At 69.3% G+C, this 14,278-nt stretch carries 12 protein-coding genes; 5 read left to right on the top strand and 7 right to left on the bottom strand.

What is annotated here, in order from left to right; all coding sequences use genetic code 11:
* Positions 1–8: 8 nt before the first annotated feature.
* A complete protein-coding gene (locus tag ACFXJL_RS12340; protein WP_384691647.1) occupies positions 9–2,897 on the bottom strand; it encodes an FAD-binding and (Fe-S)-binding domain-containing protein in 2,889 nt (962 codons plus the stop codon).
* A 233-nt stretch (positions 2,898–3,130) separates the two neighbouring features.
* On the opposite strand from ACFXJL_RS12340, the gene ACFXJL_RS12335 reads away from it, so the two are divergent.
* From ACFXJL_RS12335 to ACFXJL_RS12325, 3 genes are all read left to right on the top strand, one after another.
* Complete coding sequence (locus ACFXJL_RS12335; protein ID WP_358877320.1) at positions 3,131–3,730, top strand: ATP/GTP-binding protein; 600 nt, start codon at positions 3,131–3,133, stop codon at positions 3,728–3,730.
* 166 nt (positions 3,731–3,896) lie between these two features.
* A complete protein-coding gene (gene serC, locus ACFXJL_RS12330; RefSeq protein ID WP_358877134.1) occupies positions 3,897–5,015 on the top strand; it encodes a phosphoserine transaminase in 1,119 nt (372 codons plus the stop codon).
* A gap of 173 nt (positions 5,016–5,188) precedes the next feature.
* Complete coding sequence (locus ACFXJL_RS12325; RefSeq protein WP_384691642.1) at positions 5,189–5,800, top strand: Uma2 family endonuclease; 612 nt, start codon at positions 5,189–5,191, stop codon at positions 5,798–5,800.
* Between the two features lie 57 nt (positions 5,801–5,857).
* Here ACFXJL_RS12325 and ACFXJL_RS12320 read toward each other — a convergent pair whose 3' ends face one another.
* Positions 5,858–6,742, bottom strand: coding sequence for an ABC transporter permease (locus tag ACFXJL_RS12320; protein WP_384691639.1), 885 nt, complete (start codon positions 6,740–6,742; stop codon positions 5,858–5,860).
* Entirely contained in the window at positions 6,739–7,704 is a 966-nt protein-coding gene (locus ACFXJL_RS12315) for an ATP-binding cassette domain-containing protein (protein WP_358877131.1), read from the bottom strand. Before ACFXJL_RS12315 ends, ACFXJL_RS12320 begins: the two co-directional genes overlap by 4 nt.
* A gap of 146 nt (positions 7,705–7,850) precedes the next feature.
* Here ACFXJL_RS12315 and ACFXJL_RS12310 point away from each other — a divergent pair, with 146 nt between their 5' ends.
* Positions 7,851–8,621, top strand: coding sequence for a TetR/AcrR family transcriptional regulator (locus ACFXJL_RS12310; RefSeq protein WP_358877130.1), 771 nt, complete (start codon positions 7,851–7,853; stop codon positions 8,619–8,621).
* Positions 8,622–8,658: 37 nt separating this feature from the next.
* Here the strand turns inward: ACFXJL_RS12310 and ACFXJL_RS12305 are convergent, their stop codons facing one another.
* Positions 8,659–9,636 carry a WD40 repeat domain-containing protein gene (locus ACFXJL_RS12305; RefSeq protein WP_384691634.1) on the bottom strand — a complete coding sequence of 326 codons (978 nt, stop codon included), beginning with the start codon at positions 9,634–9,636 and terminating at the stop codon, positions 8,659–8,661.
* A 173-nt stretch (positions 9,637–9,809) separates the two neighbouring features.
* Here ACFXJL_RS12305 and ACFXJL_RS12300 point away from each other — a divergent pair, with 173 nt between their 5' ends.
* Positions 9,810–10,538 carry a GDSL-type esterase/lipase family protein gene (locus tag ACFXJL_RS12300; protein ID WP_384691631.1) on the top strand — a complete coding sequence of 243 codons (729 nt, stop codon included), beginning with the start codon at positions 9,810–9,812 and terminating at the stop codon, positions 10,536–10,538.
* A 19-nt stretch (positions 10,539–10,557) separates the two neighbouring features.
* Here the strand turns inward: ACFXJL_RS12300 and ACFXJL_RS12295 are convergent, their stop codons facing one another.
* The 3 genes from ACFXJL_RS12295 to ACFXJL_RS12285 all read right to left on the bottom strand — a co-directional run bounded on the left by ACFXJL_RS12295 (position 10,558) and on the right by ACFXJL_RS12285 (position 14,259).
* Positions 10,558–12,069: a DUF6056 family protein gene (locus ACFXJL_RS12295; protein WP_384691630.1), complete on the bottom strand. Its 1,512-nt coding sequence runs from the start codon at positions 12,067–12,069 to the stop codon at positions 10,558–10,560.
* A gap of 7 nt (positions 12,070–12,076) precedes the next feature.
* Positions 12,077–13,078, bottom strand: coding sequence for a glycosyltransferase family 2 protein (locus ACFXJL_RS12290; protein ID WP_358877126.1), 1,002 nt, complete (start codon positions 13,076–13,078; stop codon positions 12,077–12,079).
* Between the two features lie 140 nt (positions 13,079–13,218).
* On the bottom strand, positions 13,219–14,259 hold the full coding sequence (locus tag ACFXJL_RS12285; protein WP_384691628.1) for a CU044_5270 family protein: 1,041 nt from the start codon (positions 14,257–14,259) through the stop codon (positions 13,219–13,221).
* Positions 14,260–14,278: the final 19 nt, after the last annotated feature.

The raw sequence follows: 14,278 nt of genomic DNA, 5'->3' as shown, positions 1-14,278 counted from the left end.
GCGTTCCCTCAGCTCTCCTCGGGTTCCAGGCCGTCGGCCAGGACCTCCGCCAGATGTCTGGCTCGCACTCCGGCGAGTTGGGCCAGCTGCGTACGGCAGGAATAGCCGTCCGCCAGCAGTTCGGCGTCCGGTCCTGCCGTGCGGACCGAGGGGAGCAGTTGTTCTTCCGCACAGGCCGTCGACACATCGTGGTGGCCCTTCTCGAATCCGAAGTTGCCGGCCAGGCCGCAGCAGCCACCGCTGAGTTCACCGCGCAGCCCGGCGCGTTCACGCAGTCGACGCTCGGCTGAGTCCCCGAGCACCGCGTGCTGGTGGCAGTGCGTCTGCCCGGCGACGGCACGGTCGAGCACCGGGGGGCTCCAGTGGGGGGCGTTCTCCTCCAGCGTCTGGGCGAAGGTGCGGACCACGGACGCGAGCCGGTCGGCCCGGGGGTCGTTCGGCAGCAGTTCGGGCAGGTCGGTGCGGAGCGTCGCGGCGCAACTCGGCTCCAGGACGGTCACGGGGAGGTCGAGCCCCTTGGCGGCGTACAGCGGCTCCAACGCCTCCAGGGTGCGGGTCATCACCCGGCGGGCCCGGTCGAGTTGTCCGGTGGAGACGTACGTGAGTCCGCAGCAGATCCGGCCGGGGGGCACCAGGGGCGGAAGTCCGGCCGCGGAGAGGACGCGCACGGCCGCACGGCCCGCCGAGGGGTGCAGATACGTCGTGAACGTGTCGGGCCACAGCAGGGTGCCGGGCCGCTCGGGCACGGGCACGCCGCGGCCGAAGCGTTCGACGGCGAGTGCCGGCAGATCGCGTTCCGGCGCGACGCCCGCCAGTCGTTTGGCGACGGCGGCCAGTGGAGGCAGTTGCGCGAGGGCGTTCAGGGGGCGGGCCAGGGGGGCGGCGATGCGCAGCCATTCGGGCAGCCGACCGAGCGCGTAGTGGGATGCCGGGCGCAGTCGCCCCTGGTAGTGGTGGTGGAGGAACTCGGACTTGTAGGTGGCCATGTCGACGCCCACCGGGCAGTCGCTGCGGCAGCCCTTGCAGGACAGACAGAGGTCGAGGGCGTCCCGCACTTCGGGGGAGCGCCATCCGTCGCGGATGACATCGCCGGCCAGCATCTCGTGCAGCAGTCGGGCTCGACCGCGGGTGGAGTGGGCCTCCTCGCCGGTCGCCCTGAAGGAGGGGCACATCACGGATGGTCCGGCGGTCGTGGGCGTACGGCACTTGGCGATGCCCACGCAGCGGCGGACGGCGCCCGTGAAGTCACCGCCGTCGGCGGGGTAGGCGAACACGGTACGGACCCTGTCGGCAGCACCAGCACCATCGGTGCCATCGGCACTGCCTCCACCAACAGCACTGCCCGCGCCACCGGCCGGGGTGCGGGGCAGTACGGCGAACCGCAGATTGGCGTCCAGCGGGTCGGGGCGGACCAGCATGCCCGGGTTCATACCGCCGTCGGGGTCCCAGACGTCCTTGAACCGGGTGAAGAGGGAGACCAGCTCGTCCCCGTACATCCGGGGCAGCAGTTCGGCTCGGGCCTGGCCGTCGCCGTGCTCGCCGGAGAGCGAGCCGCCATGGGCGACGACGAGGTCGGCCAGTTCCAGCGAGAACCTTCGGTACGCGGCCACTCCGCGGGTGCTCAGCAGGTCGAAGTCGATCCGGACGTGGACACAGCCCTCACCGAAGTGGCCGTAGGGGGTGCCGCGCAGTCCATGGGCGGCGAGCAGGGCGCGGAAATCCCGCAGATACGGTCCGAGTCGGGCGGGCGGCACCGCACAGTCCTCCCACCCCGGCCAGGCTTCCGCGCCGTCGGGGGTGCGGGTCGCGGTGCCGGCGGCGTCCTCGCGGATACGCCACAGGGCCCGCATCCCGGCCGGGTCCGCCACGATCGTCCCGTCGAGGGCGTCCGCGCCCCGCAGCACCGCTGCGGCCCGGGACCTCGCATCGGCGGGGGTGGCGCCGCCGACCTCGACGAAGAGCCAGGCCGCGCCGCGCGGCAGGCCGTGCCCTTCGGGGACGAGGTCGTCCGCCATCCCTTCGACGGTCAGGGGGCCGTGGGGCAGCAGTCCGGCCGCGGCTTCCGCCGCCGCGCCCTCGTCCGGGTAGCCGAGCACGGCCAGCGCCCGGGCCGCGGGCGCCGGGACCAGTCGTACGGTGGCCTCCGTGAGCACGCCGAGCGTGCCCTCGCTCCCGCAGAACGCACGGGCGCCGTCGCGCCCGTTCTCGGGCAGCAGCGCGTCCAGGGCGTATCCGGAGATGCGTCGGGGGAGGTCGGTGGGGTAGCCGGTGCGCAGGAGCGCAAGGTTCTCGTCGATCAGTTCCCGCACGCCGACGGGGAGGTCGCTGCCTTCCCGGGTGAGGCGGTGGACGGTCCCCGAGTAGGCGAGCACCGACAGTTCCCGGACATTGTCCGCGGTCGTCCCCCAGGCGACCGAGTGCGCACCGCAGGAGTTGTTCCCGATCATGCCGCCGAGGGTGCAGCGGGAGTGGGTGGAGGGGTCGGGCCCGAAGGTGAGCCCCAGGGGGCGTACGGCATCGCACAGGGCGTCCAGTACGAGTCCCGGCTGCACCACGGCCGTACGGTTGCGCGCATCCACGTCCAGAAGGGCGTTCATATGCCGGGTGAAGTCGAGCACGACACCAACGCCCGTCGCCTGCCCGGCGATTGACGTACCGCCTCCGCGCGGGACCACGGGGGTGCGGAAACGTCGGCAGACCTCCAGGGCCGTGGCCACGTCCTGCGCATCCTGCGGGCTGACCACGCCGACGGGAACCCGACGGTAGTTGGAGGCGTCCATGGTCATCAAGGCGCGGGCCGCGGGGGTGAAGTCCACCTCGCCGCGGACGGCCGCACGGAGTTCACGTGCCAGTTCGGTGGCGTTCGAGGGAGGGCGCAGGTGTCGCTGTTCGGCCATGGGTCCCAGGATGCCCGGCCCGCTCCTGCCGTACGGTTAGGAAACATGCCGGTTGAGACCATTGCGTCCGTAGCACTCTTGGCAAAGCCCAGGGGGAGACACCAAAGTGATCGTCAACCCTCTTATAGTGACCTTCACTTGATCAGGAACCAGCGGCTCCAGTTATGCCCCCGCCACCCCTCGGAAGGCAAACACTCGATGACCGGCACCGCACGAAAGCGATGACCCGCGCCATGCGAGCGGTCCACCCCGCAGAAATCCATCCGGAGCTCCCCGGCGTGAACGAGAACGCCCTGAAGATCGTCGTGGTCGGCGGCTTCGGCGTCGGCAAGACGACCATGGTCCGCTCGGTGAGCGAAATCCGTCCGCTGCACACCGAAGAGGTGATGAGCAGAGCGGGCCGACAGCTGGAGGACACCAGCCGGGTCAGTTCGAAGAACGCCACCACCGTCGCGTTCGACTTCGGTCGCATCACCATCGACACCCGCAGCACCCTGTACCTCTTCGGCGCCCCGGGGCAGGAGCGGTTCTGGTTCCTGTGGGAGCGGCTGCTGTCCGGAACCATGGGGGTCGTCGTCCTGGTGGACACCCGCCGACTGACCGACGCCTGGTACGCGCTGGACCGGCTGGAGCACCATGGGATGCCCTTCATCGTCGCGGTGAACGACTTCGGCGGGCCCCTCCACAGCGATGACCACATCCGCAGGGCGCTGGCGCTCGGCCCGGAAGTCCCGATGGTCGAGTTCGACGCCCGGGACCACTCGTCCAGCAAGTTCGTCCTGATCGCCCTGGTGGAGCATCTGCACGCGCTGTCCGTACACCAAAAGCGCTGATCCCTCGCGGGAAGCCTGACTTCTCGCGGGCGGGCAGCTGGCGCCCGACCGCCCCCGATCGGGGCACGACAGAGCCCCGACACTCCCTCATCAGCACGGATGTCCGCCCGTCTCAGCCGACGGACCCCCCGGCGCTGCCGATCCGGGAGCCGTTACGCTCCAGTGCGTGGCTGATATCCAGATTCCCGCTGACATCAAGCCCGCCGACGGCCGTTTCGGCGCGGGCCCCTCCAAGGTGCGTACGGAGGCGCTGGACGCCCTCGCCGCCACCGGTACCTCCCTCCTGGGCACCTCCCACCGGCAAGCGCCGGTCAAGAACCTGGTCGGCGAAGTCCGCTCGGGCGTACGCGACCTCTTCCAGCTCCCCGAGGGCTACGAGGTGATCCTCGGCAACGGCGGCTCGACCGCCTTCTGGGACATCGCGACCCACGGCCTGATCGAGAACAAGTCCCAGCACCTCTCGTTCGGCGAGTTCTCCTCCAAGTTCGCCAAGGCCGCCAAGCTGGCGCCCTGGCTGGCCGAGCCGACCGTGATCTCCTCCGACCCGGGCACCCACCCGGAGCCGGCGGCCGAAGAGGGCGTCGACGTGTACGCCTTCACCCACAACGAGACCTCGACCGGTGTCGCCGCCCCCATCAAGCGGGTGGCGGGCGCCGACGAGGGCGCGCTGGTGCTGGTGGACGCCACGTCCGGCGCGGGCGGTTTGCCGGTCGACATCACCGAGACGGACGTCTACTACTTCGCCCCGCAGAAGTGCTTCGCGGCGGACGGCGGCCTGTGGATCGGCGTGTTCTCGCCCGCCGCCCTGGAGCGTGCGGCACGGGTGCACGGCTCGGGCCGGCACGTTCCCGAGTTCTTCAGCCTGCCCACCGCGATCGACAACTCGCTCAAGAACCAGACGTACAACACCCCCGCGCTCTCGACCCTCTTCCTGCTCAATGAGCAGCTGAAGTGGATCAACTCGCAGGGCGGTCTGGACTGGGCGGTGGGTCGCACCGCGGCCTCGTCGCAGGCGCTGTACGGCTGGGCCGAGGCGTCGAAGCACGCCAACCCGTTCGTGGTGGACCCGGCGAAGCGGTCCCAGGTCATCGGCACGATCGACTTCGCGGACGAGATCGACGCCGCGGCGATCGCGAAGGCGCTGCGGGCGAACGGGATCGTGGACACCGAGCCGTACCGCAAGCTGGGCCGCAACCAGCTGCGCGTGGCGATGTTCCCGGCGGTCGAGCCGTCGGACGTCGAGGCGCTGACGGCGTGCGTGGACTACGTGATCGAGAACCTGTGACGCCCTGAAGTGTCCTGTGACGCCCTGAGGTGTCCTGAGACGGACTTGAGTGAGCCCCGGTGGGATCAAACCCAGCGGGGCTCACTCATTGGGGTGGTCGTGGGGTGACATCGTCTGACCTGGCAGGCCGGCCTACGATGATGTTCTCGACAACCAGCCCTCAGGAGGCCCAAATGTCTGCCGCAGCAGCAGAGCACCCCTGTGATGGCGAGCCGAGGTCCCTTCTCGACGAGGCTGACATCCTCATCGAGCAGCTTCCCGGCCACCGTGTCGAGATCATCGGAGGCGTCATCACCGTGTCCCCATCGCCGGACGGGGCTCATGCAAGGGCTCTCACCACAGTCATGATCCCCTTCATCATGGCAGGTCTCCACGGCACTGGAACACAGGTTCTCCAGGCTGTCGGTGTGTGGCTCCCCGGTGGGCCCTCCGACTATGCGATCCCCGACCTGGCCATCCTCGACGCCGACTTCGAAGAACACCACGTCGAGCGCAACTGCTATGACCCCGCCGTCTTCCGCCTGGTCCTCGAAGTCACCTCCAGCAACTACCAGGCCGACCTCCGGAACAAGGTCGCCGCCTACGCGCAGGCGGGCATCCCCGTGTACGTGATCGTCGACCGCAAGCACCAGCGCCTCCACGTGCTGACCGATCCGGACGGCACCGAGTACGGGCACCACCGCATCCACGCCCCCGGCGAGCAGATCACCCTGCCCGAGTCGATCGGCGCCGAGGTCAAGCTGGACGTCGAGGAGCTGCTGAAGGCTGCTGAACGCAAGGCGTGAGCGTCTGAGAACGGGCCCAGGGACCCCCCGTATCCCTGGGCCCGTCCGGTCAGGGGGTCAGCGGCTCAGCCGCTGGAAGCGGCGGACCGCGAGGGGCAGGAAGATCGCGGTGATCAGCACCGGCCAGCCAACGGCCATCAGGAGGGCGTTCTCCTGGACCCAGCTGCCGTCGCTCGCCACCGGGTTGCCGAACAGCTCACGGGTGGCCCCCGCAGTCGACGAGATCGGGTTCCAGGCCGCGAGCGTGCCCAGCCAGTCGGGCATGGACGAAGGCGGCGCGAAGATGCTGGAGATCATCGTCAGCGGGAAGATCACCGCGTAGAGGGCACCGGCCGCCTCCGGGCTGGGGATGATCAGGCCCAGGAAGATGCCGATCCAGATCAGGCAGAACCGCAGCAACAACAGCAGTCCGAACGCGGCCAGCGTCTTCAGCACGCCGCCGTCCGAGCGCCAGCCCATCGCCAGGGCGGTGAGCGCCAGGATGGTCAGTTCGGTAGCGGCGGTCAGCAGGTCGCTCACCCCGCGCCCGGAGACCACGGCCGAAGGCGCCATCGGCATGGAGCGGAACCGGTCGATGACCCCCTTGCTGGAGTCGGTGACCACGGTGATCGCGGTGTTCATCAGGCCGAAGGCCATGGTCATCACGAACATGCCCGGCATCAGGAAGTCGCGGTAGTCGCCACCTTCCGGTGCCTTCATCGCACCGCCGAAGACATACCCGTACAGCAGCACCGACACGATCGGGAAGCCGAGCTGCCAGGCGATGTAGGAGGGGTGGCGGCGGTAGGTGAGGAGCCCGCGGCGGACCACGGTCCAGCAGTCCGCGATCGCCCAGTACAGCCGGCGTTCCCGAGCGTGGTCGAGTTCGAGGCTCACCTTTCCGGCGGTCTGGGTCTCTGGCGGCGTGCCGGTGGCGGTAGCCGTGTCGGTGAGCTGGCTCATGCCGCGGCCTCCTCTTCCTTGTCCGTGCGGTGTCCGGTCAGTCGCAGGAAGACATCGTCGAGGCTCGGTCTGCGCAGTCCGATGTCCTCGACGCCGATCCCCTGGTCCTGGAGGGTGCGGGCGACGTCGGTGAGGGACGCCACGCGATCGGTGACGGCGGCGTGGACCCGGCGTTCGGCCTGGTCGACCTCGGGTACGCCATCGGCGACCCGGGCCACGGCCTTCACCGCGGCGTCGATCTCGCCGATGTCCTCGACGACGACTTCGATGCGGGAGCCTCCGACCGTGTTCTTCAACCCGTCCGGGGTGTCGTCGGCTATGGCGCGGCCCTGGTCGATGACGGTGATGTGGGAGGCGAGCTTGTCGGCCTCCTCCAGGTACTGGGTGGTCAGCAGGACGGTCGTGCCCTGGGCCACCAGTTCCCGGACGGCGTCCCACACCTCGCCTCGACCGCGCGGGTCGAGCCCGGTCGTGGGCTCGTCCAGGAAGAGCACGTCCGGCGCGAGGATCATGGAGGCGGCCAGGTCGAGCCGGCGCCGCATACCGCCGCTGTAGCCGTCGACGCCCTTGTCGGCCGCCTCGACCAGGTCGAACTGCTCCAGGAGTTCGACCGCCCGAAGGCGGGCGCGCTTGCCGCCGAGGTGGAACAGCCGGCCGAACATCTCCAGGTTCTGCCGGCCCGAGAGCATCTCGTCGACGGCCGCGTACTGACCGGTGAGTCCGATGCGGCTGCGGACCAAACGGGCCTGCTTCCCCACGTCGTAGCCGGCGACCTCGGCATGTCCGCCATCGGCCTTCAGCAGGGTGGACAGGACGCGTACGGCGGTGGTCTTGCCGGCACCGTTCGGACCGAGGAGTCCATGGACGGTGCCACGGCGGACGGTGAGGTCGAAGCCCGCGAGTGCGCGCTTCTCGCCGTATCTCTTCTCCAGTCCTCGGGCGTGTACGGCGTGATCGGTCACGGGTTCCTCCAACAACAGGCAGTCGAGGCAGCAGGAAGGCAGGGGAAGGCACCGCGCACATCATCCGCGTACGCCGTACCCATAAGAGAGTACACCGTACCCAGTTTTAAATGAGAGCAGGGGAGCAGGCCCTTTAAAGTGAGGTCATGACGATCGAAACGAGTGGCTCCGGCGATGTGGCTCGGACCCTGGAGCTTCTCTGGAGCACGGGCGAACGGCCCACACGCGGCCCCAAACCGGGGCTCACCCTCGATCAGATCGTGGCGGCGGCCGTCGAACTCGCCGACGCGGAGGGGCTGTCCGCGCTCTCGATGCGCCGGCTGTCCACGGAGCTGGGCACCGGGACGATGACCCTGTACCGGTACGTCCCCGGCAAGGCCGAGCTCCTTGACCTGATGCTGGACCGGGTGACCGACCCCGGCCCGCTGCCCGACCCCGCCGAGCCGGTGGACTGGCGGAGAGCCTTCGACTCACTGGCCCGCCGCTATCTCGCCCTCTTCCGCGCCCATCCCTGGCTGCTCAAGGTCAACCAGGCCAGGACCGTCCTCGGCCCCAGTGCCGTGCGGTCGCTGGAGGCCGCGCTCACCTGCCTCTCGGGCATGGGCCTGCGCGATGCCGAACTGATCTCGGTGATCATCGCGACACAGAGCTTCGTCCAGGGCATCGCGCGGATGGAGACGGAAGGCCGAGAGGCCGCGGACGCCACGGGCATGAGCCACGAGGACTTCTGGAAGAGTCAGGAACCCTTCTTGACCCGAGCGATGCACAGCGGCGACTACCCGCGGATGGCGGCCCTGGAGGACGACGCCTTCAACGAGGACTTCGACCACTTCGAATTCGGGCTGGGCCGGCTGCTGGACGGCCTTGAGGTGCTGGTCCGCGAGCGCGCCGACGCCAGGGAGCGAGCGCGGGACTGAGGCCGCGCGAAACCGCTCCCCCGCCGGCTCTGGCAGTTCAGCTCCCGCTGCGCCGCAGTCGCTTCACCGCCATCACCAGGGCCACCACTGCGGCGATCCCGATCAACCCGTAGGTCGTCGTGGACGTCTCACCGTCGCCGTCGCCCGTCGCCGAACTGCCCGAGCCGGCCGCAGAGCCGCCACCGCTCTTGTCGCTCTTGTCGTTCCTGTCGAGCCCGACCCGCTCGACCTCGCTCTGCTCCCCCTCGGTGCCGAACATCAGTGCCGAGCCGTCGACCGTGTAGGACACCGACTCGGACTGGCCCTGGATGGGGGCCTTGACCCGATGGTCCGCACCGAGGCGTCCGTCCTTCCAGACATAGCCGCGGGCGCTGAAGTAGGAGCGCAGCACCAGTTCATCGCCGTCCGGGGAGAACGCGCCGTCCGTCACCCAGGGCACCTCTCCGATCCGTCGGAAGGTGTTGGTCCCCGTGGGCGTCAGCTTCGCCGGGCCTTCGTACAGTCCGCCGCCGTCCTCGTTCTTGGAGGCGATGTAGACCCGTCCGGTTCTGGGGTGCACCATCATCGCCTCGGCGTTGCGGGCGCCGTCCGCGTACTTCACGGTGTACTGCGTCGCGCTCACCGTCATGTCCCGCAGGGCCTTCGGCTCGGGGAAGGTGTAGATCCAGACGTGCGCCCAACTGCCGTTGAGGTTGTCGCCGATGTCGCCCACGTAGACGTTTCCGTCCGGGCCGATCGAGATCGCCTCCATGTCCCGGGGCTTGCCCACCCCGCGCAGTGTGACGGTGGCGAGCGTCTCCCCCGTCTTGGAGTCGATCGCGAAGACCCGTGGCTCGTCCTGGTCGTTGTGCGTCCAGTACACCCCCGGATGGGCCCGACTGGCGGCGAGGCCGCTGGACTCCTTGATCCTCGGGTCCTTGATCGTGAAGCTCTTGTCCTCGGCGGTGGCGGGGGCGGCGAGGACCGTGAGCAGCAGCAGGGCTGCGGCACCGGTGGCGTACGGGAGCGAGCGCATGCAGTAAGCCTGCCATCCCGGGCGGGCGCATTCGGCCGTTGAGCGCATCGATCCGATCATCGTTCCGGGCGGCCGGGTGCCATCGACTCCGCGCCACGACGGTCGGTCCCGGAACCGGGCCGTGGCGGGGCTCACATCGCAGGTGGGCGGGCCCATCGGCGATGATGGCGCCCATGCGTTTTCTGTTCGTCGGCGACAGCATGACCATCGGGCGCGCCGGCGATCACACCTGGCGCTACCGCATGTGGCAGCACCTGGAGGCAACCTTCGACGGTGCGTACGAGATCGTGGGCCCGCGCTCGGAGCTCTACGTCCCGGAAGCGGCCGAGGGGTCGGAAGCGTTCATTGCCGACCACGCCGACCCCGACTTCCCTGCCGAGGCCCGTCGCCATCTCGCCGGCTGGGGCGAGGGCTGGTTGCACATGGCCCCCGTCATCGGTCCGGCGATCGCCGAACACCGGCCGGACGTACTGCTGGTCTCGCTCGGCCTGATCGACCTCGGCTTCTACACCAACAGCGATCAGACCGCGGAGAACACCCGCAGGTTCATCGCCGAGGCCCGTGCCGCCGCGCCGGCCGTGCGGATGGTGCTGCTGCCCGTCATCCCGAATGTACGGGCCCGTACCGATGCACCCTTCGCCGCGGAGTGCGACCGGTTCAACGCACTCCTGGCCGCGGCGGTCGCCGACCTGGACGCACCCGCCGCACCGATCCTGCTGGCCGCACGTCCGCCGTCGTACGCACTGGACTCGGACACCTACGACGGCACCCATCCGAGCCCATCGGGCGAACACAAGATAGCGGCGGCGTTCGCCGATGCGCTGCACCGGGCATGGGGCATCGGCGGACGGTACGCGGCTGCCGAGCAGATCGTCCCCGTGTCCCCCGCTGTCGTGCGCTGATCCGGGAGCCACCGGGGCCCTACGGCATGCGCTCCGCGTAGGTCAGCCGATCCAGGTGGTAGTAGTCCGCCACGCACTGCACCGGCCACTTCTTGCGCCCCTGGTCGCCGAAGGGCTCCAGCATCCTCCCCACCCTCGTGGGGGTGTACGGCAGTACGGTCTCCCCGCGGGCCGCGCCCTCCCGCAGGAAGGCGTCCTGACGGTCCCACCGCTGGGCGCGGGTCTCCATCTGGCGTCCGAGGTCCATGAGCGGCAGGGCGAGTCCTGCGACGGTCACCGCGCACACCAGCGCCGCCCCCGCCAGTGCGGTCCTGCGGACTGTGTCACCGCGAGCCTCGGCGGTGCGCGCCCGCAGCCACCGGCCCAGCAGGGCGCCCGCGCCCACCAGGACCAGGACGTACACCAGGAGGTAGTCGTTCCAGGTGCGTTCGGTCGTCACCACGCGCGCACCGAAGACGGGGTAGGTGATGACCGTGCACAGATACCCGGAGACGAGGAACGCGGCGGCGCCCAGGGCGATCAGCACCGGCGGGCGGGCGGGCAGCAGCACGGCCGCCTCCCGCTCGCCGACGCGCCGTGCGACCAGGCCCAACAGCACTCCGGCGGCGATCGCCCCCAGATACTGCCAGGTGGTGAAGACCGTCCCGAGGATCTCCAGATAGCCGCGCAGTGCGCCCCGGAGCGATTCGGGGGCGAGCATCGACACGCTCTCGGCGTCGTACCGGGTGCGGCGGTTACGGGAGCCGGGTGACGTCACCAGGATCAGGGTGCCGAGCGCGACCCCCGCCATCCCGGCCAGGGACCAGATCCGGGCGAACCGTCGCACCCCGGGTACGAAGATCACCTGGGCGAAGAGCACCACCCCACCGAGCACCACCAGGGCGACGACGGACGCCTCTTCGGAGAGGGTGCCCATGAAGGCACCGGCTCCCACGACCGCCACGAGCGCGAGATTGCGGCCCCGCCGCCCGTGCGCCACCAGGAGCGGGATCGCCGCCGCGAGCGCGAGCACCGGAGCGACGGTGTGGGAGACGGAGGCGGCGGGCCAGTAGAACGTCTTGTACGTGTTGGGGGTGGCGAAGAGGAACACGGCCGCCACCATCGCGGCGACCAGCAGCGGCACCCCGCGGGGCACTTCCAACTGGGCCCGGCGCAGCAGCCGGACCGTCAGCGCCCAGAGCAGCACCAGCATCAACGCCCCACTGACCAGGCCGAACCACTGATGGCCCGCCACCGGGAACTTGGCGTACAGACCGACGAGCAGACCGTTGCCGACCCGGCCGTTGTCGGTGAAGTAGAACTTGTCCACCAGGCCGGTGATGCCGTGGTCGCGCACGTGCGGCAGGAAGCACCACTCGTCGGCGGACGGTCGGACATGGCGGCCGTACCACGAGGCGAGGGTCAGTAGCCCCAGCGGCAGCATCGCGAGCGCGACGGCCCAACCACCGCGCCAGTCAGGGCGCCCCGGCTTCGGGTCATCGTCGCTGGTCCGCTGTCGGTGTTCGTTCGAACGGGAGACGTCGAGGGCCATGGGTGCGCTACCGCCTCTCGCCCTGCGGTGCCATGGGACGCATCGTGGCGCCGCCGCGCAGCACCATCGGCACGGAGAGGGGCAGTTCCGTCTCGTCGGTCTCCCGCACCACGTAGTGCGGGCGGTGCTTGGACTCGTGGTAGATCCGACCCACGTACTCGCCGATGATGCCGAGCGTCGCGATCTGTACGCCGCTCATGCCCACGATGACGGTGATCAAGGTGGCGTAGCCGGGCGTGTCGACACCGTCCACAACGACATTGGCGACGATCCACAGGGCGTAGGTGAGCGCCGAGAGGAAGAGCCATAGACCGCCGTGAATCGCCATGCGCAAGGGCCGGCTGTTGAAGGACAGCAGTCCGTCGATTCCGTAGTTCAGCAGTCGACGCCCGCCCCATTTGGATTGACCGGCCGCCCGCTGAACGTTCTGATACGTAAAGCTGACGGTGTCAAAACCAATCCAGGAGAACAACCCTTTGGAGAACCTATTGCTCTCCGGCAGGGACAGCAGCGCATTGACGGCACGTCGGGACAGCAATCGGAAATCACCTGCGCCATCGATGATCTCAACATCCATGAATCTTCGGACCAGCCGGTAGTACGCCTGGCTGAGCACTGTGCGCACCGCGCCTTCGCCGGTGCGGTCGCGCTGCGCCACGACCTGGTCGTAGCCGTGCCGGTGAAGTTCCATCATCTGCGGGATGAGCTGGGGCGGATGCTGGAGATCGGCGTCCAGGATGATGACCGCGTCCCCCTGGGACATCCGCAGCCCGGCCAACATGGCTGACTCCTTGCCGAAGTTGCGGCTGAAGGAGGTGAACCGGGTACGACTGTCGGCGGCGGCAAGGCCCTTCAGCAGTACGAGGGTGTCGTCCACGCTGCCGTCGTCCACGTAACAGATCTCGAAATCAGCCTCGGTCGGCGCAAGGGCATTGACCAACTCGGCGTGGAATGCCCCGATCACCTCACTCTCGTTGAAGCACGGAACAACAAGTGAAATCTGTGGCATCGCTGCTTTCCTCGGTCGTCTTGCCGCTGCTTGACCTGCCGTGCATTCACCGCCCCGGCCGTGATCTGAGGTCCATAGTGCGCAGGTAAAGGGGCGCGAACCGAGAAGGTGACGCTGCCTTGGCGTGGCCAGTCCGTTGGTCAGACGGTCTGGCCCTTCCTATCCACTACTGCCGCGGCAGTGCGCATCTCGTCATACAAGACGGTTCCTGCCGGAATCCGTTGCCTAGAGGCGTTCGATCCGGCTGCCGGTTCGATCACATGGTCCTTGCCTGCGACCGTCCATGACCCGGCATAGCCGAAATCACGCTGATGGAGCAGGATCTGCGACGGTTCGGAAAGTGGGGAGTCCTTCAGCCCAACGGCGATGAACTCCCGGTTTCCCGGGGCGCGGCGTACTTCCACCGCCTCGATCCCCGGGATGGTCGCCAGCGCACGGTAGATCCGGGCCTGGCCGGCGGGTGGCAGCGGATGGGTCTTGAGCAGTTCGCCGACGGCCCGCAGACCGTGCTCGGCCTTGGTCTCGTCCTCGGGCGGGGTTCCCGTCTTGCGCCCCATCACGGTGGGGGCGCTGTCCGTGGGGAACAGCGCGCGCACGGCAGCCAGCGCGGCTACGGGGTCTTCGGGCAGGCCGTTGACGGCGCGGTAGAGGTCGCGCGGGGTGTAGACGGGGTGGCCCTGCGCCGTACGGCTCCCTGCCGACGCGTACGGGGTCCAGGCGGCCGGTCCGGTGCCGGGGCGCCAGATCCGTTCGATCCGTACCTGCTTCGGGTCCACGTTCGGGGTCAAGGACATCTGCTGGAGCTCGGTGTTGGTGTAGATCCACTGGTCGGCGCGTGGCTCAGGCGGGGTCGGCCGAGCCTCGAACGCGGCGGCGGCGCGCAGCAGCAGGGCGGAGGACTCGTTGGCCGTCCCCGCGGAGCCCGCGGCCCGTGTCCCGTCGGTACGGGTGGGCCCGAGGTCGGCGCTGAGCACGGCGGTCGCCGTGAGGGCGACGGTGATGGAGAAGGCTGCCCCGACGGTGGCGAACCGCCAATCGGTGCGCAGCCTGCGCAGTAGGGCTCGGCCGGCACCATCGGTCGCCGTGGCCCGGTTGAGCCGCTGCCGGCCACGGGCGAGGGTCATGGGATCGATCGGGGTTCGGTCGGCGCGCAGTTCACGTACCTGGGTCAACTCGTCCACGGCGAATCAGCTCCTGACG

This window comes from Streptomyces sp. NPDC059256, from assembly GCF_042753785.1.
GTDB lineage: Bacteria > Actinomycetota > Actinomycetes > Streptomycetales > Streptomycetaceae > Streptomyces.
Note: the sequence above shows the minus strand (reverse complement) of the source record. Positions and strands in the feature narration are given on the sequence as shown.

Bases quoted from the DNA above. Each gene is read 5' to 3' on its own strand.
- ACFXJL_RS12290 (WP_358877126.1), bottom strand. From the start codon at position 13,078: ATGCCACAGATTTCACTTGTTGTTCCGTGCTTCAACGAGAGTGAGGTG.
- ACFXJL_RS12320 (WP_384691639.1), bottom strand. From the start codon at position 6,742: ATGAGCCAGCTCACCGACACGGCTACCGCCACCGGCACGCCGCCAGAG.
- ACFXJL_RS12295 (WP_384691630.1), bottom strand. From the start codon at position 12,069: ATGGCCCTCGACGTCTCCCGTTCGAACGAACACCGACAGCGGACCAGC.
- ACFXJL_RS12305 (WP_384691634.1), bottom strand. From the start codon at position 9,636: ATGCGCTCGCTCCCGTACGCCACCGGTGCCGCAGCCCTGCTGCTGCTC.
- ACFXJL_RS12325 (WP_384691642.1), top strand. From the start codon at position 5,189: ATGTCTGCCGCAGCAGCAGAGCACCCCTGTGATGGCGAGCCGAGGTCC.
- ACFXJL_RS12300 (WP_384691631.1), top strand. From the start codon at position 9,810: ATGCGTTTTCTGTTCGTCGGCGACAGCATGACCATCGGGCGCGCCGGC.
- ACFXJL_RS12340 (WP_384691647.1), bottom strand. From the start codon at position 2,897: ATGGCCGAACAGCGACACCTGCGCCCTCCCTCGAACGCCACCGAACTG.
- ACFXJL_RS12335 (WP_358877320.1), top strand. From the start codon at position 3,131: ATGCGAGCGGTCCACCCCGCAGAAATCCATCCGGAGCTCCCCGGCGTG.
- ACFXJL_RS12310 (WP_358877130.1), top strand. From the start codon at position 7,851: ATGACGATCGAAACGAGTGGCTCCGGCGATGTGGCTCGGACCCTGGAG.